This window comes from Arthrobacter jinronghuae (assembly GCF_025244825.1).
GTDB classification, from domain to species: Bacteria; Actinomycetota; Actinomycetes; order Actinomycetales; family Micrococcaceae; genus Arthrobacter_B; species Arthrobacter_B jinronghuae.
In genome coordinates this window covers 356,651-374,808 of the sequence record NZ_CP104263.1, presented here as the reverse complement: position 1 = coordinate 374,808, position 18,158 = coordinate 356,651, and the positions used below count along the sequence as shown (strand labels likewise).

The 18,158-nt window shown below is 65.8% G+C and carries 19 protein-coding genes and 1 tRNA gene; 15 read left to right on the top strand and 5 right to left on the bottom strand.

Annotation, left to right across the window (positions count from 1 at the left end; translation table 11 throughout):
• Positions 1 to 28: 28 nt before the first annotated feature.
• The 3 genes from tadA (at position 29) to N2K98_RS01840 (ending at position 1,219) form a co-directional block, all read left to right on the top strand.
• A complete protein-coding gene (gene tadA, locus N2K98_RS01850) occupies positions 29 to 499 on the top strand; it encodes a tRNA adenosine(34) deaminase TadA (RefSeq protein WP_255866334.1) in 471 nt (156 codons plus the stop codon).
• Positions 500 to 568: 69 nt separating this feature from the next.
• Complete coding sequence (locus tag N2K98_RS01845; RefSeq protein WP_255798798.1) at positions 569 to 1,054, top strand: pyridoxamine 5'-phosphate oxidase family protein; 486 nt, start codon at positions 569 to 571, stop codon at positions 1,052 to 1,054.
• Positions 1,055 to 1,129: 75 nt separating this feature from the next.
• Positions 1,130 to 1,219: transfer RNA gene (locus N2K98_RS01840), tRNA-Ser, on the top strand.
• Between the two features lie 60 nt (positions 1,220 to 1,279).
• Here N2K98_RS01840 and N2K98_RS01835 read toward each other — a convergent pair.
• Genes N2K98_RS01835 through N2K98_RS01825 form a run of 3 tightly spaced genes read right to left on the bottom strand, consistent with a single transcriptional unit; the run spans position 1,280 to position 3,695 of the window.
• A complete protein-coding gene (locus tag N2K98_RS01835) occupies positions 1,280 to 2,272 on the bottom strand; it encodes a phosphatidate cytidylyltransferase (RefSeq protein ID WP_255866335.1) in 993 nt (330 codons plus the stop codon).
• Positions 2,269 to 3,003: a lysophospholipid acyltransferase family protein gene (locus tag N2K98_RS01830; protein WP_255866336.1), complete on the bottom strand. Its 735-nt coding sequence runs from the start codon at positions 3,001 to 3,003 to the stop codon at positions 2,269 to 2,271. The genes N2K98_RS01835 and N2K98_RS01830 overlap by 4 nt, the downstream gene beginning before the upstream one ends.
• On the bottom strand, positions 3,000 to 3,695 hold the full coding sequence (locus N2K98_RS01825) for a CDP-alcohol phosphatidyltransferase family protein (protein ID WP_255866337.1): 696 nt from the start codon (positions 3,693 to 3,695) through the stop codon (positions 3,000 to 3,002). Before N2K98_RS01825 ends, N2K98_RS01830 begins: the two co-directional genes overlap by 4 nt.
• A gap of 125 nt (positions 3,696 to 3,820) precedes the next feature.
• On the opposite strand from N2K98_RS01825, the gene N2K98_RS01820 reads away from it, so the two are divergent.
• Positions 3,821 to 4,450, top strand: coding sequence for a hypothetical protein (locus N2K98_RS01820; protein WP_255866338.1), 630 nt, complete (start codon positions 3,821 to 3,823; stop codon positions 4,448 to 4,450).
• An 869-nt stretch (positions 4,451 to 5,319) separates the two neighbouring features.
• Positions 5,320 to 6,135 carry a GAF and ANTAR domain-containing protein gene (locus N2K98_RS01815; RefSeq protein ID WP_255798793.1) on the top strand — a complete coding sequence of 272 codons (816 nt, stop codon included), beginning with the start codon at positions 5,320 to 5,322 and terminating at the stop codon, positions 6,133 to 6,135.
• A gap of 77 nt (positions 6,136 to 6,212) precedes the next feature.
• Here the strand turns inward: N2K98_RS01815 and N2K98_RS01810 are convergent, their stop codons facing one another.
• On the bottom strand, positions 6,213 to 7,094 hold the full coding sequence (locus N2K98_RS01810; RefSeq protein ID WP_146364083.1) for a manganese catalase family protein: 882 nt from the start codon (positions 7,092 to 7,094) through the stop codon (positions 6,213 to 6,215).
• Positions 7,095 to 7,359: 265 nt separating this feature from the next.
• On the opposite strand from N2K98_RS01810, the gene N2K98_RS01805 reads away from it, so the two are divergent.
• From N2K98_RS01805 to N2K98_RS01785, 5 genes are all read left to right on the top strand, one after another.
• Positions 7,360 to 7,665 (top strand): hypothetical protein, encoded by a 306-nt coding sequence (locus N2K98_RS01805; RefSeq protein WP_255866339.1) that lies wholly within the window; start codon positions 7,360 to 7,362, stop codon positions 7,663 to 7,665.
• The gene (locus N2K98_RS01800; RefSeq protein ID WP_255866340.1) at positions 7,662 to 7,937 is read left to right on the top strand and encodes a hypothetical protein; all 276 of its coding nucleotides are present in this window, start codon (positions 7,662 to 7,664) and stop codon (positions 7,935 to 7,937) included. Before N2K98_RS01805 ends, N2K98_RS01800 begins: the two co-directional genes overlap by 4 nt.
• 8 nt (positions 7,938 to 7,945) lie before the next feature.
• On the top strand, positions 7,946 to 8,668 hold the full coding sequence (locus N2K98_RS01795; RefSeq protein ID WP_255866341.1) for a GAF and ANTAR domain-containing protein: 723 nt from the start codon (positions 7,946 to 7,948) through the stop codon (positions 8,666 to 8,668).
• Positions 8,669 to 8,713: 45 nt separating this feature from the next.
• On the top strand, positions 8,714 to 9,022 hold the full coding sequence (locus N2K98_RS01790) for a hypothetical protein (protein WP_260553883.1): 309 nt from the start codon (positions 8,714 to 8,716) through the stop codon (positions 9,020 to 9,022).
• Positions 9,023 to 9,083: 61 nt separating this feature from the next.
• Complete coding sequence (locus N2K98_RS01785; RefSeq protein WP_255866342.1) at positions 9,084 to 9,392, top strand: hypothetical protein; 309 nt, start codon at positions 9,084 to 9,086, stop codon at positions 9,390 to 9,392.
• An 18-nt stretch (positions 9,393 to 9,410) separates the two neighbouring features.
• On the opposite strand, the gene N2K98_RS01780 is transcribed toward N2K98_RS01785, so the two are convergent.
• Entirely contained in the window at positions 9,411 to 10,325 is a 915-nt protein-coding gene (locus tag N2K98_RS01780) for a patatin-like phospholipase family protein (protein ID WP_255866343.1), read from the bottom strand.
• A 63-nt stretch (positions 10,326 to 10,388) separates the two neighbouring features.
• On the opposite strand from N2K98_RS01780, the gene N2K98_RS01775 reads away from it, so the two are divergent.
• The 5 genes from N2K98_RS01775 to N2K98_RS01755 all read left to right on the top strand — a co-directional run bounded on the left by N2K98_RS01775 (position 10,389) and on the right by N2K98_RS01755 (position 18,141).
• The gene (locus N2K98_RS01775) at positions 10,389 to 10,844 is read left to right on the top strand and encodes a 23S rRNA (pseudouridine(1915)-N(3))-methyltransferase RlmH (protein ID WP_229952981.1); all 456 of its coding nucleotides are present in this window, start codon (positions 10,389 to 10,391) and stop codon (positions 10,842 to 10,844) included.
• 134 nt (positions 10,845 to 10,978) lie between these two features.
• Positions 10,979 to 11,593, top strand: a complete 615-nt coding sequence (locus N2K98_RS01770; protein WP_255866344.1) for a hypothetical protein — start codon at positions 10,979 to 10,981, stop codon at positions 11,591 to 11,593.
• A 66-nt stretch (positions 11,594 to 11,659) separates the two neighbouring features.
• Positions 11,660 to 12,385, top strand: a complete 726-nt coding sequence (locus N2K98_RS01765) for a YcnI family copper-binding membrane protein (RefSeq protein WP_255866346.1) — start codon at positions 11,660 to 11,662, stop codon at positions 12,383 to 12,385.
• 122 nt (positions 12,386 to 12,507) lie between these two features.
• Positions 12,508 to 13,182 (top strand): DUF4232 domain-containing protein, encoded by a 675-nt coding sequence (locus N2K98_RS01760; protein ID WP_255866347.1) that lies wholly within the window; start codon positions 12,508 to 12,510, stop codon positions 13,180 to 13,182.
• A gap of 69 nt (positions 13,183 to 13,251) precedes the next feature.
• The gene (locus N2K98_RS01755) at positions 13,252 to 18,141 is read left to right on the top strand and encodes an ATP-dependent helicase (RefSeq protein ID WP_255866348.1); all 4,890 of its coding nucleotides are present in this window, start codon (positions 13,252 to 13,254) and stop codon (positions 18,139 to 18,141) included.
• Positions 18,142 to 18,158: the final 17 nt, after the last annotated feature.

Genomic DNA, 18,158 nt, shown 5'->3' with positions numbered 1-18,158 from the left:
CGCGCGCGGATGGGGGACGATGGCAGGCATGGAGTCCCTTTCCCGCACACACGAAACCTGGATGGACCTTGCCCTGGCCGAAGCCCGCAAGGCGCTGGAGACAGGCGACGTGCCGATCGGCGCCGTCGTACTGGGTCCCGACGGCGAGGTGCTGGGAACCGGGCGCAACGAGCGTGAGGCGACAGGGGACCCGACAGGCCACGCCGAGGTGCTGGCCATCCGGACGGCGGCTGCCGCCGTCGGTGAATGGCGGCTGGAAGGCTGCACCCTCGTGGTGACGCTTGAACCGTGCGCCATGTGCGCCGGGGCGATCGTCCTGGCCCGGGTGCCGAAAGTGGTGTTCGGCGCCTGGGATGAGAAGGCCGGGGCCTCCGGTTCCGTGTTCGACATCCTGCGTGAGCGCCGCCTGAATCACTGGGTCGAGGTGTTTCCCGGCGTGCGCGAGGAAGAATCGGCGCGCCTGCTGCGGGACTTCTTCGGCTCAAAGCGCAACTCCTAGCGTTCCGCCCGGTTCGGTTTGTACGTAGGCTTACTAATCCCGGAACGCTACAACTAAGGAGTTTCCGTTATGGGATCAGAGCAGGATGGACGGGACACCGTCGTCAAGATTCTCGAAAAGGCTCGAATTGCCACGGTGACCACGGTGGATCTGCAGGGGAACCTGGTCAGCCGGCCGTTGCAGCTGCAGGAGGCGGATTCGGACGGCAACCTGTGGTTCTTTACTCCGGACCCCTCCCCCAAGGCCGACGAGGTCCGTGCGAACCCGCACGTTAACGTCGCCATCAGTGATTCCGAGGGCTTCCTGTCCATCAGCGGCACCGCCACGCTGACGAAGGATCAGGGCAAGATTTCCTCCCTGTGGAAGACCTCGGTGGAGGGTTGGTTCGAGCAGGGCCGCGAAGACCCGTCTGTCGCACTGCTGAAGGTGGACTCGGACACCGCCGAATACTGGGCCTCGGATGAACCGAAGCTCGTCAGCCTGTTCAAGATCGGCAAGGCTGCAGCCACCGGCGGGACTCCCGATATCGGCAGGAACGACGTCGTCGACCTCTAGTTCCAACTGGTCCCCCAGGCCTTGACGGGGCAGCTTTTGGGAGTTGGGCCTTCAACCCGGTAAGGTTGACGCGTTGGTGACGTGTCCGAGCGGCCGAAGGTGCAACACTCGAAATGTTGTTTGGTGTAAAAGCCAACGTGGGTTCAAATCCCACCGTCACCGCCACTGAAAACCCCCGGGAAACCGGGGGTTTTCTGCATTTTCAGGGTCTCCGTGGTGCATTTATCAGGTGTAGAAGAATCGCACGGCGTGAAAGAAGACCGGTGCCGCAAAGCAGAGCGAGTCCAGACGGTCCATGATCCCGCCGTGACCGGGGATGATGGAGCCGAAATCCTTGATGCCGCGGTCGCGCTTGATTGCAGACATCACCAGCCCTCCGGCGAAACCCATCACACAGGAGATGAATGCCAGGAGCGCGGCCATGAACGGGGTGAACGGCGTGACCCACCATAGGGCAGCCCCCAGGGCTGTGGCCGACAGCACTCCTCCGATGAACCCTTCCCAAGTCTTGTTGGGACTCACGCTCGGCGCGATCGGGTGCTTCCCGAGCGTCTTGCCCCACACGTACTGCAGCACATCGGAGCCCTGCACCACGATCAGCAGGAACAGCAGCAGATGCGCGCCGATAGCCCCGCCAGCCCCAGGCGCCGAGCCTTCGGCGGCATCTCGGCCTGCCTCCATGGCAAACGGCAGCTGCAGGAGCGCCGGGGCGTAACTGATGGCATAGACGCATACCATCAGCGCCCACTGAATGGCCGCGGTTCGCTGCAGGAACCCGGTGGTCTGCCCTGCGAGCGCATTGCGCGCCGGCAGGAAGAGGAAGGCGTACACCGGGATGAACACACTGAACATGCCATACCAGTGCTCCCACACGAACCAGTAGTGCACTGCGGGGATGATGAACACCAGCCACACGAGCACTTTGTGATCTCCGCGGCCGGTCGGTGAGATGGTGATGAACTCGCGCAGTGCCAGAAACGACAGCAGCAGAAACAGCACAATCGTCACTGTCTCGCCGGCTGCCAGGACAGCGCCTAGCAGTGCGACCATCAACCACCAGGCGTTGATGCGCTGCTTCAGATTCAGGATGGTGCTCGTGATGCCCAATCGGCGGCCCAGAATCCACGCGACCACGGTGGCTAAAACTAGAACAACGACGACGCCGCCGAGGAGTTTCAGCGACGACGAGTCCAACAAACCCAGTTCCCAGCCGCTCACGGGTTGTCCTGCCGGTCCTGGCTGCGAGGGGCCGAGACGCCGTCGTCCTGAATAGGGGGAGATTGCGTGCCTTGATGCTTCGCGAGGCCTTCCACAAGAACCTCCCGGGCGCGGGCCAGGAACGTCTGCCTGTCCTCTTCGGGATCCAGATGGAGGGGCTCGCCGAAGATGACAGTCGAGAGGTGGGGCACCGGGATCACCGCACCTTTGGGGAGGATCCGTCCGAGGTTGGCGAGCGTCACGGGGACCACCGGCACCTCAGGGTGGAGACGGGCCAGTTTGTACAGTCCGCCGTGAAACTGGGCGATCGTATCGCCGTCGCCCCGGGTGCCTTCAGGGAAGATAATCAGCGAATCACCGGCGGCCAGCACCTCGGCCATGCCCTCCACCTGTCCCTTGGGGCTGACCCCTGAGTCCGACGTGCGCTGCCGGCGGCTGCTGGAGCCGTGGCGCTCGACCAAATAGGCGTTGAAGATCTGTTCGGCAAAAGCCTTACGCACCCCTGAGCCCCAGTAGTCCTTGGCAGCCACCGGGCGGGCGCGTTGCTGAAGCCCTGCCGGCAGTGCGGCCCAAATGGTGAGGAAGTCCAGATGGCTCGAATGGTTCGCGTAATAGATGGCCTGCCCGGGTAGATCCAGTTCAGAATCTCCGGCTGCACTCACCACGCGCGCACCGGCGAAGGCGCTGATAAGTTTCGCGAGGCTGCGCCGGGAAGCCCTGCCGACGTTCATGATGGCAAGCCGTTGCTGCGGGCACGCAGCGCAGCGCTGACACGGCGCAGTCGGCGAGCACAGGTGAGCAGGGAGCCTAACGCGATGAGCGCCAGCGTGCCGAACAATGCCCAACCTTCCGCCCAGGGAAGCCATGGTTCGGCGATGCCCACCAGGACGCCGATCATCAGCAACCACATGCGGTGCGGTTTGGCCAAGGGCCCGTCGAAGAAGTTTCCCGTGCCGAGGGCTGCTCCGAGGCAGCGGATGTAAGCGGTGAGTACGGCGAGTATCGCCGCAAGGAATCCCAGTGTCACCCCGAAATCGACTCGGTCGGCGGTCACCAGCCCGGCAGTTGCGATGCCTGCTGCCCCCAGGAACAGCACATCGGAGATCCGATCAGGCAGTTCATTGTAGATATCACCCACCGGTGAGCTCATACCCTTTTCCACGGCCAGCATTCCATCGAGCATGTTCAACAACAAACGCAGCGGTATACAGGCAGCAGCCGCAGCCAGTAAGACAGCACGAATAATGGCGTCGTCGGTATGTGCCGACCAGATCAACGCAGCGGCACCCACTGCGGCGAACACCACTGAACCGACCGAAATCTGATTTGGGGTGAGTTTCGCCGCCGCAAGAATATCCGCAGATTTGGCCGCCCATTGGCTGCTGCGCTGCGGAATTTCCCGCCTATCCGTTCCGTGGCTCATATAAAGTATCCATTCATTGGGCCTTCTTGCCGTAACTCTTACGCTAATGCGGGGCGGGCGGCGGAACCGGCAGCAACCCGCGATCAATCCCGTATTTCCACGTCACCATTCATTACAGTGTAAACATGAGAACTAGGCGCAAATCAGCCTTCGGGAATGCCCTGCGGGACCACGGAATCGCCGGCGCCTGGGGCTTCGCGGAAGCGACGTTCTTCTTTGTGGTCCCCGATGTGTGGACATCCTGGGTGGGGCTGCGCCGGCCGAAACGCGCGCTCGGCACCACGGTCTCAGCCCTCGGCGGCGCCATGGCCGGAGGGGCAGTGACGTACTGGTGGGCGCGCAAGGTAGCCGCAAACACCTCGCGTAAGGCGTTGGTGAAAGTTCCGGCAATCACGGATGCAATGATCAGCGAGGTGGAGCAGGAGATCGCCGAGTCCGGGGCCGCGTCTTTGCTGCGGGGCCCCACCCGTGGAATCCCGTACAAGCTCTACGCGCGGGCAGCCGGGCTGCAGCGGACCCCGCTCGTGACGTTTCTTGCCTGGAGCGTGCCCGGCCGGATGATCCGGTTCGTGGTGGTGACAGCGGCAGTATCCGGGATTGCCGCTATGGGCCGCCGCCGGCTCCCTGGAATCTCTGAACGAAGCATCTCGACCGTTTTCTGGATCTGCTGGGGTGCGTTCTACGCGGTATTCATTCCGCTGAAGTCCCGTCGCAGGTCATCCTCGGCCCAGCAATCTGCCGGGACTTCATATTGAGCGGTCCGGCAGGCCGCGCAACTTTGCGATCACCGCTCATTTTCGTCTCCGTGCTCTATGGCACGTTGTGCCTACTGCATCTTTCGCGCCACTAGCCCTGAGGCCGAACTCTGCCCGCCCGCACAGCTATGCGGGGAGCGCACCACCCTCAATCAGTATGGATTTCGTAAAAACCCACTGGAGAACCACGCATCCCAAGACCATTGCCGTCCCGAAACTATACAAGAATCCCCGCGTTATTTTCCCCATGTGGTGCGACTTAGGTTTTATTGATCCACGGAACAAACCGGAGAGGACAACTAAAGCCGGAAGGAGAGCGAACGGCATGGGAATCCCGCTTCTCCCGTACTGTCCGCTGTAGGGCATCCGTGTCCCAAGCGGCACACTGAACAACACGTATATGGCGATGCCTAGACACGCCGCAAACGCAACCGCGCAGATAACGGCTGAGTATTTGGCGGCCTTCTTGCCCAGCACCAGATCCCGTTCAGTTAACCGCACGGAAGGAAGTCCGTTCGTTTTTGTCATATCCGCGCCGTTGCCGTTGTTCACCGCATTCACCGCCGTTCCACCCCGCCTGCCGCTGCACGATTCCCTATTTCGGTTTAGCGCCCTCGACAATAGCACCGGTACTGAATACAGCAGTTGTCATTCACGACAGGGGTTAATTCCGCTGGGGAGGCACCTGAAGGCGCATGGGTAAGAATCGTGGCGTTTATGAGGTCCTCCAGTTGAACCCGCTGAAGGTTTCACCCCCCACCCCGACCGGCGCCTCACGTTCCGGGAGAACGCGGGCAGGGAATGCCCGCAGGAAACTCGACAGAAACGGCAAGCCTACTGACCAATGCCGGATGGTGTAGAAAGTAGGGATGATCGGAACCGGAGCAACTGCACAGGACGCCATAGCTCCATTCGAAGCCCCTACGGGTCGGTCGGCAGAAGACCGGAAGAGTACGGCGGATGATCTGGACCTCTTCCTCGTGGAGCGGCTGCAGGACCTGACTCTTTCCAGCGTCACGGTTCAGGAGTTCCTCCACGAGCTGGCAACACTGACGGCTAAGGCGTTTTCCATTCCGACGAGTCCCGTCGAATGCGCCATGACCATCACCCGGGACCACAAACCTGTCCGCGCAGCTTTCAGCGGCGCCCCCTCCGGTTCCCTGGATGACCTGCAGTACAACTTCACCGAGGGGCCCTGCATCACTGCGATCCAGGAACGGGCAGTGGTGCATATACCCGACCTTCGCCGGGAAAAGCGGTGGGAGCAGTATGTAGCCCTCGCGGAGCAGGCCGGAATGCGTTCGGTGCTCGTACTTCCGCTGGACCTCGAAACAGATGGCGTCGCAACCCTCAGCCTTTACAGCACCCGCCCGGAACACTTCGACAGCGCAACGGTCGAGCAGATCCAGGACTACGCCCGGCGCATCACCAAACCCGTTCAGCTGGCCGCCCGCCTGGCGGCCGGGGGCGAGCATTCCGCAGACCTGCGTGCCGCAATGGACTCCAGAACGGTTATTGATTTGGCCGTCGGGATTGTTATGGCCCAGAACCGGTGCAGCCAGGACGAAGCCTTCAACATTCTGGTTTCCGCGTCCGGCAGCCGAAACATCAAACTTCGGCAAATCGCCGAGCGGGTGGTGGGATCAGTGACCCCCGCTGAAGCGCAGACGCATTTCAAGCAATAGGTTCCTCCCCGCACCATAAGAAAATGCCCGGACGCAAAGCGTCCGGGCATTTATCGTTTTGATCCGCAGATGCGCAATTACTCGCGGTTCAGCTTGTCCTGAACCGTGCCGGCAACCTTTTCCACGACGTTGGGGATGTCGGTGGTGCCGTAGTAGCGGGCATCCGGACGGGTGACGTCCGGCATGGGAGCCGTGGTGGTGGGACCCTCGTGGTAGCTGAACTCGCCCTTGCCGTCCGGCGTGGGGCCGGAAGCCCAGGAACCCTCGGAGGCGTGCTTGCCGTCGGAGAAGTTCAGGTACTGGTAGGAAACCTCGCGGTGTTCCTTCTTGATCGGGAAGTTGCTCGGAACCGGAAGCAGCTCGTGGCCCTCTTCCTGCAGTTCCTTGGCAGCAGCCGTCCACATGTTCTGGTGCATCGTGTCGCGGGCCAGGAGGAACGCGAGCATATCGCGGACGCCCTTGTCATCGGTCATGTGGTACAGGCGGGCGACGGCGAGGCGTCCCTGCATTTCGATGTTGGCGTTGGACGTGAAGTCGGCGAGCAGATTGCCGCTGGCAGTCACGTAGCCACCGGTCCACGGGTTGCCGTTGCTGTCCACCGGACGGGCGCCGGCACCGGCAACAATGGCGTGCTGAACATCCATGCCGCCGACAACTGCTGCGATCGTCGGATCCGACTGCACGGCGTCGTCGGTGATACCCAAGGGAGCCTTTTCCAGCAGCTGGGCAATCATGATGGCCAGCATTTCCACGTGGCCCATCTCTTCGGCGGCGATGCCGTAGAGCAGGTCGCGGTACTTACCGGGCAGGTGGGAATTCCACGACTGGAATCCGTACTGCATTGCTACGGTGATTTCGCCGTACTGTCCGCCAAGGACTTCCTGAAGCTTGCGGGCGAAAACGGCATCCGGCTTATCGGGTGTCGCTGAGAACTGGAGTTCCTGCTTATGGAAAAACACTATGCACCTCCGCATATCAGGCCCAACATTAGTTGGGTCGCCTCTTATGGCGGCCCCGGGGGCCAGTAAGTGAAATCTATCCCAGCAGACAACTTATAAGCAAACTTAGTAATTTGACCGAGGTGCTTCAATCGGCCGCCCAGGCCTCTGACACCTTCTCCTCAAAAACGCCTGCACTGCCCGACTTGCCTTCACCGGGATCCGCCGTTTACCCTGAAACCCGAGGCCCAGCAGTGCGCCGCGGAACTCCTATTTTGGGAATCCTTTGGACCACAAACTGCGTGTACTCGTTCGGCTCGATGTCGACCCTTCCTCCGCTGTCCTTGAAGTGACCGGCTGCCTCACCGCCGACAGCTGGCGTTCCCTGGCACCCGTAATCCGGAAGACTGCCGCTCTTGTGCGCGGACACCGGATTGCCGTGGACCTGACCACAGCCCAGCACATTGAACGTGCTGCCCTTCCCCTCCTTCGTGGAAACGTTGCCGGGCGGGACATTGACCTCAGAATCGCGTGCCCGGAGGTCCTCCCCGAATGCCCGGCCATGGTCCCGGCCGGAGGAGCGAAGCAATGACGCTCTTCCGCACCCGGCACGCTTCGGCCTTCTCGCTGTTGGACCTGCCGGCAGATCCCTTGGATGTCCAGGCGCTGGCCGCCCTGCCCCAGAGGACTTTGCTAAGTCTGACGGACCGTGTCTACCGGCAACTGGATTCCGGGCATCCCCCCGCCTACGCGCTGGAGTGGTACAGCGCGTTGGCCGGCGAATGGGCCAGAAGGACGGACATAGACGGCCATCCGAAGCATCAGGCTCATCACGGCGGGATGGAAAACCATGAGGAAATGTGAGGCCGGCCATGCCCGGTGATCTCCCCTTGGACGAACTTTCCAGCCTCATTGCCCGGATCCAGGGCGCGCTCCTCACCGAGGAAACCGTGGCCCACGCCGTCGACCTGCTTGCCGAGGCAATTCGGGAAAGCATTCCCGGTGCCGCGGGGGCCGGTGTTTCACTGATGGACGATCAGGGCCGCAGGACCAGCACAGGATCCACCGACGGGCTGGTGGTCACTGCCGATGAGCTGCAGTACCGGCTGGGAAAGGGGCCTTGCCTGGAAGCCTGGGCCGGCGCTGCCCCCGTGCGGTCGGATGACCTGGCGGTGGAGATCCGCTGGCCGGGATGGAGCGGCCCGGCGGCTGAGCTGGGGTTACGCTCGGTCCTGAGTGTGCCGTTGCTCCACAAGACGGAAATCCTCGGTGCAATGAAGATCTACTCCACGGAGACCGCGGCCTTCAACGAGCGCAGCGAGCACCTGCTGACGCTCTTCGCCGGCCCCGCGGCAACACTGCTTGCGAACGTCCAGTCCACCGAAGTGCCGCACCGGGCCAGCAGGGAACTGAAAGACGCCATTGCCAGCCGGGACAGCATCGCGTTGGCCCGCGGTATCCTCATGGAGCGGAAGAAGCTGAATTCAGAAGAGGCCATGGGTGAGCTGATCATGAGCTCGCGCAGCAACGGGCATTCCCTGCGCAGCGTTTCTGAGCAAGTCATAATGAGCGTTAGCAACCAACAGCGCTACTAGGGGCAGACGATGGGTTTCGAGGCTGTTGAGCCGGAGCAACGACAGTTGCTCAAGAAAGCGCTTGAGGACGCCCGGCTGACTGTGCCCGAAGTGTGGATGAAGTACTTCAGCATCGGAGGCGCAGCCGGCGAATACGAAATCGATGCCTATATCAACGGGTCCCTGTCCCTCCCTCCCTTCCAGCGGGACATCCTCGCCCATGCCGCGAACGAGCTCATCGACCAACTGCCCGCACGTCCGCGTGCACCGTACAGTGCCGAAGTGGCCCAACGCCGTGCAGGTGACGGACGTGATGCGAACGGCCTGGAGAATGATCCCTCGCGCCGGCACCGGAGAAACGCCGGCGAGGACTAGCCGGCCCTCGGCTTTGTACCCGCCGTGGCAACGAGGCCGGGCAGCCTTTGTAGGATGAAGCATGGACACCAACGAATCACAGCCCACAATTGCCCAGCTGCGTGCACGGCAGACCGACCTCGTGCTCGCCCTGGCGACTGAGTCCCGCTCCGACCGCCTGCAGCAGTACAGCGATGAACTGGAGTTCCTCGTGAAGTACATCAAGGAACGCGAAGAAGCCGAGGCCGCCGCCGCATCAGAAGCGGCTGCAGCCCCCTCTCCCGCCGGAGACACCGCACCCCAGGCCGACGGCGTCGAGCAGCGTGAAGACGGCGTGGTGATTGAGCCGGGCTCCGATCTGGAGGCCGACGTCGACCGCGACAACCGCTAAGCCGGCACCAACCCGGACTCAGTCCTCCCAGAAGCGCCGGACGACGTCGGCAATCTCCTTCGCCTGCCGCCGGCCCGCCGCGACGGAGGGCCGGCGGGTGGAATCGAGCAGCATGTTGGTGCCAAACGCCTGCAGTGCCTGTGCGTCGGCTTCAATCAACAACGGCTTTCCGTCCTTGCTGATCGTTTTCAGCGCCTGCGGGAGGGTGGGTCCGAAGGGGCTCTGCGGCGCCTCGAGGCCGCAGGAAACCACCAGCACCTTCCCAAAACCGGCAGCGACATCGGCATTGGTACCCGAGCGCATGCCCCCGTCCATGTAGACCCGCCCGTTGATGTGCACGGGCGGCCACACCGTCGGGACAGTGCAGCTGGCGGTGACCGCCAGGCCAAGGTCCACGCCGGAATCGCCGTCGAACACCTTGAAGCTGCCGTCTTCGGCGTCCACCACCGTGACACCCAGCGCCTTTTCGGGCCAGGCCGGGAAAGGAACCAGTGAACGGATGCTGTTCACCCAGGCCTCCTCGGTCAGCTGCGTGTCCGCTTTGAGGGCCCGCTGCCCCAGGCGTGCGCGGGCGGCTTTCTCCCCGCCGCCGCCAAAGCCGGCCGCGCCCATGATGTTCATGAACCGCTCGCCGTCGAATGCGTCCGGCTCCTGGTAATCCGCGGCGCCGGCACCTTCCTCAGCCGTCTCCTGGGCGAGCGCCGCGGCCCGCAGCTGCCCGAAGCGAAGGGCGGTTCCCACCACCGATCCGGCCGAGGTACCGACAACGAGGTCTGCCTCGTTGAGGTCGATGCCCTGGTCCAGCAGTTCCGCCAGCAGGCCGATTTCCCAGGCGATGCCGGCCACTCCGCCGCCGCCCAACACCACCGCACGCGATTCCAACACGTTGTAACCTCCTGGCTTGCCGCCGTCGAAGTGCTCTTCGTTGTCCACGCAGTGTAAGCCCGGCGCCCGCCCGGTTACCGGACCTCACTGGTTCCGGGCTTGAATGGTTGCATGGCATTAAAAGTTTTGATGGTGGGCCGCAAGCACGAGGACTGGGTGGTTGACGGGATCCGCCGGTACGAAAAGCGGTTGAAGAAGCCCTTTGACCTGACCTGGGTCCCCATTCCGCATTCCGCCCGCGAAGGCGACGCCGCCCGCCGCGAGGAGTCCGAGCGGCTGCTGGCGAAGGTCGGATCCGACTACGTGATCCTGCTGGACGAGCGGGGCAAGGCCATCACCTCCCCGGCGCTGGCGCAGACCCTGCAGAGGCCGCTGGATTCCTCGCGCAACGTCACCCTGATCATCGGCGGGGCCTACGGGGTGGACCAGAGTGTCCACGACCGCGCCGACTTTGTCTGGTCCCTCTCCCCCCTGGTGTTCCCCCACCAGCTGGTCCGATTGATCCTCGCGGAGCAGGTGTACCGGGCCCAGGAGATCGCCGGCGGACGCCCCTACCACCATGAATAAGGCAGGGGACGACGGCGGGCCTTCCGCTCGGGTTGTGCGTGCCGTCGGCAGGGCGGCTGCACGGTAAAGTAGGAGCAGTTTTTCAGCAGTCCGGCAGGCTCCGTGCCGCGGCCGGCGGGACCGGAGAGGGAAGCATGCCCCAGCGCACCGATCCCTTCCGGCTGCTCCGCGCCGGAATCGCCACCGCGGTCATTTTCGCGCTGGCTACCGGTGCGCACCTGGCCGGCGGCGGGATACTCCCCGAACCGGTCCTCCTCATAGCCCTGGCGGCCTTCACCCTGGCCGGCGTCAGCATCACCGCCGGGCGCCGGTTCCGGCCCGGCAGCCTCTTCCTGGTCCTCGGTGCCGCGCAGCTCGGACTCCATGAAGCCTTTGGCCTCCTGACCTCCGGCGTCCAGTGCCTGCCCGGCGCTTCCACCCACCACGGGGTTGCCGTTCTCTGTCCGGAGACGGCGCCGCTGCCCGGGGCTGCCCTGTCCGGTTTCCACGCGCTCCAGCACGACGCCGGCCCCGCGCTGTTCCTCGCGCACCTCGCCGCAGTGGCGCTGTCCGCGCTGGTGCTCGCCCGGGGCGAGGACGCCCTGCACGCCACGGCGGCCTGGCTGCGGCCGCTGTTCACGCCGCCGGCCCCGACGAGGTTCCGACCCGTCCGGCCGCAGGCGATTTCCGGTCCCGCCGCCGGGACCCCGCGCGCCCGGTTCAGCTCCGCGCGCCCGTTGCGCGGGCCGCCGTCGTCCGCATTGGCCTAATCCCTTTTCCAGTACTTTCCGCGTCCAGCGCGGTTTTTTGGCAATGCGCCACCGAAAGGCTTTTCCATGCGTACCTCCTCCTCCGTCCTCCTTGCCGCCGGCGGCACCGCCGCTCTGATGGCGCTCGGCCTGGCACCGGCAGCCGCCCACGTACATGTCACCCCCGACACCACCGGCGCAGGCGAGTCCGCCCTGCTGACCTTCGACCTCTCGCACGGCTGCGAGGGCTCCCCGACCACCGCCCTGACCTTCACCCTCCCGGACGAACTGGCGGACGCCACCCCCACGGCCCACCCCGGCTGGGACATCGAGAAGGTCACCGAGGAGCTCGCGGAGCCGCGGACCCTGCCCAACGGCTCACAGGTCAGCTCGCGGACCAGCGAAATTGTGTACACCGCCAAGGAACCGTTGCCCGACGGCGTCCGGGACACCATTACTCTCGGCGTTGACCTGCCCGACGCCGAAGACACCACCCTGGCCTTCCCCGTGCTGCAAAGCTGTGAAAAGGGGGAAACGGACTGGTCCCAGATCCCGGCCGAGGGCCAGTCCGGCCACGACCTTGACTCCCCGGCGCCCGTAGTCACCATCACCGAAGCGGACGACGACGATGATCACGCCGCCGGCGACGAGCACGGCAGCGCCCACGGCACCACGCCGGAAAGCGCCGATGACCGGGACGACGACGTCGAGACCGCCGAAGTTGCCGGCTATGTCGGCCTGGGCGCCGGGCTGCTGGGCCTTGCGGCAGGCGTCACCGCCCTGATCCGCACCCGCGGCCGCAACCGGGCCTGACCTGCTGCCCTGACCGGGCACGCAGGACGCCTGCGGCCACTCCCCGTAACGGTTTTGCGTCATTCCGTCCTGCCGGGCGGGGCGGATTGACGCAAACCGGGCCCGGCGGGAAAGGTGAGAGCATGATCACCTCGGCACCTGCATTCCCCGTCAAAAAGTCCTCCCCGTCCCGCAAGGCACTGGCCCTCGTGGCTTTGCTGGCCCTCTCCGGTTCCGCTTTGGCCGGCTGCGGCGGTTCAGGGGACGACGGCGGCGCGTCAGCGTCGCCGTCGTCATCAGCCAGTGAGACCACACCCGCGCCGTCCGCATCCACCGAACCTGCTCCGGATTCGTCTTCATCGCCGGCGGCCACAGGCGGAGCGGCGGCCGTTGGCCCCGTTCCCTGCACCGCCGACATGCTTGCCGGCGCCGTGGAGAATGTTCCCGGCGGCGCCGGAGCGGACGGCATCTCCCGTGTCCTGGTGCTGACCAACATCTCCGCCGACGGTACCTGCACCGTGGCCGGCTACCCGGGTGTCTCCTACCTCGACGCCGCCGGACAGCAGGTGGGCGCACCGGCCGCCCGGACCGAGGCGGCGGCAGCCGTTCCCGTCACGCTGGCACCCTGGCAGGCAGCGGCCGCCGAACTGCGGGAAACCGTGGCGCAGAAGTACGGAGACTGCCAGGTGCAGGAGACAGCGTCCCTGCTGGTCTATCCGCCGGAGGACACCGCTTCCCTGTCCGTCCCCTACGCCTCCACGGGATGCAGCAACACGGATATCGAGCTGCTGCAGGTAGGGATCCTGCAGGCGCGCTGATTTTCGGCCTGCAGCCGAACCCCCGGTGACAGCGGCCAAACTGTCACCGGGGTGGGGAAGAATAGTGCCATGACATCGGCATCTTCGGTGCTAGCCAAGTTCACCCCCGCCACCCGGGAATGGTTCGAGGGTGCCTTCACTGCGCCCACCCCGGCCCAGGTGGGAGCTTGGGATGCGATCTCGGAGCGGGCCAATGCGCTGGTGGTTGCTCCCACCGGGTCGGGCAAAACGCTGGCCGCGTTCCTCTGGGCACTGGACAGCTTCATTGCCTCTGCCGCCGCTGTCGGCCCCGAAGGCCTGCCGCCCGCCGAACTGCCGCTTCCGGAACTGCCGGAATCCGCGCCCAAACCGGCGGGGCGGAAGCGTACCCGGGAACCCAAACGCAAAACCAAGGTCCTGTATATCTCCCCGCTGAAGGCCTTGGGCGTGGACGTGGAACGCAACCTCCGCTCGCCGTTGATCGGCATTACCCAGACCGCCAAACGGCTGGGCCTGCCGGCGCCGTCCATCACCGTCGGCGTCCGTTCCGGCGACACCCCGCAGAATGAGCGGCGCGCCCTGCTGACACGGCCCCCGGACATCCTCATCACCACGCCCGAATCCCTGTTCCTGATGCTCACATCTCAGGCCCGGGAAACCCTGGCGGAAGTGGAAACCGTGATCGTGGACGAGGTCCACGCCGTGGCAGGCACCAAACGCGGCGCCCACCTGGCCGTGACGCTGGCCCGGCTGGATGCCATGCTGGAAAAGCCCGTGCAGCGGATCGGGCTCTCCGCCACCGTGGAGCCGCACGAAACCGTGGCGCGTTTCCTCGGTGGCAATGCCCCGGTGCGGATCGTTGCGCCGAAGTCCCGGAAGAACTGGAACCTCACCGTCACCGTTCCGGTGGAGGACATGACGGATCTGGGCAACGCTCCCACCACCGAGGACACCGTGGAGGGCGGCTACGCTCCGCAGGCAAGCATCTGGCCGCACGTGGAAGAGAAAATTGTCGACCTCATCGAGGCGAACCGTTCCACCATCGTGTTTGCCAACTCCCGGCGCCTGGCCGAGCGCATCACTGCCCGTCTGAACGAGATCCATGCCTTCCGGCTGGAGGCTGCGCAGGCGGCCACCGGAACCGACGGGACCGCAGCACCCGTGCCCGCCGCCGCCCGCCCGCCGGCCCAGATCATGGCGCAGGCCGGGGTGTCCGTGCTGCGGCGCGAGGACCTTGCCGTGGAAGACGACAACCCCGTGCTGGCGCGGGCGCACCACGGCTCGGTGTCCCGGGACCAGCGGGCCCTGATCGAAGATGACCTGAAATCCGGCCGGTTGCGCTGCGTGGTGGCCACCAGCTCCCTGGAACTCGGCATCGACATGGGGGCGGTGGACCTGGTGGTGCAGGTCGAATCGCCGCCGTCGGTGGCCAGCGGGCTGCAGCGGGTGGGCCGGGCAGGGCACCAGGTGGGCGAAATCTCCCAGGGCGTGATGTTCCCCAAGCACCGCGGCGACCTGCTGAACTCGGCGGTCACCGCGGAACGGATGCTGGCCGGGCAGATCGAACCCCTGGCCATTCCGGCCAACCCGCTGGACATCCTCGCCCAGCAGACCGTGGCCGCCGCAGCGCTGGGTTCCATTGATGTGGAGGAATGGTTCGACGTCGTCCGCCAATCCGCGCCCTTTGCCGGGCTGCCGCGCTCCGCGTTCGACGCCACCCTGGACCTGCTTTCCGGCCGGTATCCCTCGGACGAGTTCGCCGAGCTGCGGCCCCGGATTGTCTGGGACCGCACCGAAGGCACCATCACCGGCCGGCCCGGAGCGCAGCGCCTCGCCGTCACCTCCGGCGGCACCATCCCGGACCGCGGCCTGTTCGGTGTTTACCTGGTGGGCGATTCCGAGGGCAAGAACAGCCGCCGGGTCGGTGAACTTGATGAGGAAATGGTCTACGAATCCCGGGTCGGGGACATTTTCGCCCTGGGCGCCACGAGCTGGCGGATCGAAGACATCACCCATGACCGGGTGCTGGTCTCCCCTGCCTTCGGCCAGCCGGGCAAACTGCCGTTCTGGCGCGGGGATACCCTCGGCCGGCCGGTGGAACTGGGCCGCGCCCTGGGGGCCTTCGTCCGCGAGATGGCGGCCGCTGATGACGCCGCTGCCCGGGAACGCCTGACCGCCGTCGGGCTGGATGACTGGGCCGCCGGCAACCTGATTACGTACCTGCGCGATCAGCAGCAGGCCACCGATGTGGTGCCGAACGATCGGTCGCTGGTGGTGGAACGCTTCCACGATGAACTCGGTGACTGGCGGGTAGTCCTGCACAGCCCGTACGGCATGCCGGTCCATGCACCCTGGGCACTCGCCGTCGGGGCGCGGCTGCACGCCCGGTACGGGCTGGACGGATCCGCCATGGCATCGGATGACGGCATTGTGCTGCGCGTGCCGCTGATGGAGGACGAACCGCCCGGCGCCGAGCTGTTCCTGTTCGACCCGGAGGAACTGGATTCCATTGTCACCGCCGAGGTGGGCGGCTCGGCGCTGTTCGCCTCGCGGTTCCGGGAATGCGCGGCGCGTGCCCTGCTGCTGCCGCGGCAGAACCCGTCCAAACGGACCCCGCTCTGGCAGCAGCGGCAGCGGTCGGCGCAGCTGCTGGATGTCGCCAAAAAGTACCCCACGTTCCCGATCCTGCTGGAAACGGTGCGGGAATGCCTGCAGGATGTCTACGATCTGCCCGCGTTGAAAGACATTGCGTCCGGGATTGAGCGGCGTGAGATCCGGCTCGTGGAGACCACCACTCCCTCGCCGTCGCCGTTCGCCCGCTCCATGCTCTTCGGCTACGTGGGCGCCTTCCTGTACGAGGGCGATTCACCGCTGGCAGAGCGCAAGGCCGCCGCCCTGTCCCTGGATCCCACGCTGCTCAATGAACTGCTGGGCCGGGCCGAACTGCGCGAACTGCTGGACGCGCGGATCATCGCCCGGATCGAGAGTGAACTCCAGCGGCTGGCTCCGGACCGCCATGCCCGCGGGCTGGAAGGCGTGGCGGACCTGCTGCGGCTGCTCGGACCGTTGTCCGTTCCAGAGGTAGCCGCCCGCCTGCAACCGGTGGAGCTTCCCGCGGATGACGCCGGGGCTGCGGTAGAACCGGCTCCGTCCACCGCCACCCCTGCCGACGCCGAAGAGCTGTTGGAGCAGCTGGTCCGCGCCAACCGGGCCTTGAAAATCGGAATGGCGGGCAGCACCCGATATGCGGCCATCGAAGACGCCGCCCGACTGCGGGACGCCCTCGGTGTTCCGTTGCCGATGGGCGTGCCGCTGGCCTTCATCGAGCCCGTCGCGGATCCGCTCGGGGACCTCGTCGGCCGGTATGCACGTACCCATGGACCCTTCACCGCCGCCGAAGCCGCCGCGCGGTTGGGTCTCGGCGTCGCCGTCGTCACCGGCACCCTGCAACGTCTGGCCGGCGAGGGACGCGTCGCGGAGGGCGAATTCCGCCCCGCTGAAACGCTGCTGCTGGACGCGGCCGACGGCGTCGACTCCACTCCCCCGGCCACCCTTCACGGCGCTCCCGGCGGAACCGAATGGTGCGACGTCGAGGTGCTGCGGCGGCTGCGCCGCAGTTCGCTCGCCGCCCTGCGCTCCGAAGTGGAACCCGTGGACCCGGCCACCTACGGACGGTTCCTGCCGGCCTGGCAGAACGTGGGATCGTCCTTGCGCGGGCTCGACGGCGTGGCCACCGTGATCGACCAGCTTTCCGGCGTGCCGATCCCGGCCTCGGCCTGGGAACCGCTGATCCTGGGCTCCCGGGTGCGCGACTACGCCCCGGCCATGCTGGACGAGCTGACCGCCACGGGCGAAGTGGTGTGGTCCGGCGCCGGCTCCCTGCCGGGCAACGACGGCTGGATTGCCCTGCACCTGGCCGAAAACGCACCGCTGACACTCAACCCCTCCCCTGATTTCGAGCCGGGCGGCCTGCACCAGCGGCTGCTGGAGCTGCTGGGCAACGGCGGCGCGTACTTCTTCCGCCAGCTCGGCGACGGTCTCGCCGCGGACGGCATGGCCGAAACGGATGCCAACATTATTTCCGCCCTCTGGGAACTCGTCTGGGCCGGACGGATCAGCAATGACACCTTCACCCCCGTGCGGTCCCTGCTGTCCGGCGGGAAAACGGCCCACAAGCAACGGGCCGCAACCCCGCGTGCCCGCACTGCCCGGATGGGACGGCTCGGCCGGGCACCGGGAGCCTCGCTGACGGGCAGCTCCATGCGGCTGGCGGCCGGCGGCGGCGCGTCGGCCCCGGCACTCCGCAACGCTCCGCCCCTGGTCGCCGGGCGGTGGAGCATGCTCCCCGAGGTCGAAACCGACACCACCCTGCATGCGCACGCCACGGCCGAGCTGATGCTGGACCGTTACGGTGTGGTCACCCGCGGCTCCGTGGCCAGTGAAGGCACCCCCGGCGGCTTCGCCCTGCTCTACCGGGTGCTGGCCCGGCTGGAGGAAATGGGCAGGTGCCGGCGCGGCTACTTTATTGAGCAGCTCGGCGCGGCCCAGTTCGCCGTGCCCGCCACGGTGGACCGGCTGCGCTCCTTCTCCGAAGATGCGCAGCTGAAGCAGCCGGAACCGTCCGCCGTCGCACTGGCCGCCACCGATCCGGCGAATCCCTACGGCGCCGCCCTGCCCTGGCCCACGCTGGAGGGTGGACACCGGCCCGGCCGCAAAGCCGGCGCATTGGTGGTCCTGGTCGACGGCGAGCTGGCACTGTATGCCGAACGCGGCGGCAAGACACTGCTGACCTTCACCGAGGAGCCGGCGGCTTTGGAGCTTTCCGCTGCCGCCCTGGTGCGGATCATCCAACGGGGTGCGGCGGAGAAAATGGCCATCGAGAAGGTCAACGGGACGGATATCCTCGATACGGAGGCTGCGCGGGCACTGACCGCCGCCGGTTTCTACACCACGCCGAAGGGACTGCGTTACCGTGTCTGAGCCGTTGGTCCCGGGCA

What these genes read in the sequence shown, in the direction of transcription:
- N2K98_RS01775 (WP_229952981.1), top strand. Translation starts at nt 10,389, where the DNA reads ATGGCATTAAAAGTTTTGATGGTGGGCCGCAAGCACGAGGACTGGGTG.
- N2K98_RS01825 (WP_255866337.1), bottom strand. Translation starts at nt 3,695, where the DNA reads ATGAGCCACGGAACGGATAGGCGGGAAATTCCGCAGCGCAGCAGCCAA.
- N2K98_RS01845 (WP_255798798.1), top strand. Translation starts at nt 569, where the DNA reads ATGGGATCAGAGCAGGATGGACGGGACACCGTCGTCAAGATTCTCGAA.
- N2K98_RS01770 (WP_255866344.1), top strand. Translation starts at nt 10,979, where the DNA reads ATGCCCCAGCGCACCGATCCCTTCCGGCTGCTCCGCGCCGGAATCGCC.
- N2K98_RS01785 (WP_255866342.1), top strand. Translation starts at nt 9,084, where the DNA reads ATGGACACCAACGAATCACAGCCCACAATTGCCCAGCTGCGTGCACGG.
- N2K98_RS01830 (WP_255866336.1), bottom strand. Translation starts at nt 3,003, where the DNA reads ATGAACGTCGGCAGGGCTTCCCGGCGCAGCCTCGCGAAACTTATCAGC.
- N2K98_RS01795 (WP_255866341.1), top strand. Translation starts at nt 7,946, where the DNA reads ATGCCCGGTGATCTCCCCTTGGACGAACTTTCCAGCCTCATTGCCCGG.
- N2K98_RS01800 (WP_255866340.1), top strand. Translation starts at nt 7,662, where the DNA reads ATGACGCTCTTCCGCACCCGGCACGCTTCGGCCTTCTCGCTGTTGGAC.
- N2K98_RS01815 (WP_255798793.1), top strand. Translation starts at nt 5,320, where the DNA reads ATGATCGGAACCGGAGCAACTGCACAGGACGCCATAGCTCCATTCGAA.
- N2K98_RS01820 (WP_255866338.1), top strand. Translation starts at nt 3,821, where the DNA reads ATGAGAACTAGGCGCAAATCAGCCTTCGGGAATGCCCTGCGGGACCAC.
- tadA (WP_255866334.1), top strand. Translation starts at nt 29, where the DNA reads ATGGAGTCCCTTTCCCGCACACACGAAACCTGGATGGACCTTGCCCTG.
- N2K98_RS01755 (WP_255866348.1), top strand. Translation starts at nt 13,252, where the DNA reads ATGACATCGGCATCTTCGGTGCTAGCCAAGTTCACCCCCGCCACCCGG.
- N2K98_RS01760 (WP_255866347.1), top strand. Translation starts at nt 12,508, where the DNA reads ATGATCACCTCGGCACCTGCATTCCCCGTCAAAAAGTCCTCCCCGTCC.
- N2K98_RS01765 (WP_255866346.1), top strand. Translation starts at nt 11,660, where the DNA reads ATGCGTACCTCCTCCTCCGTCCTCCTTGCCGCCGGCGGCACCGCCGCT.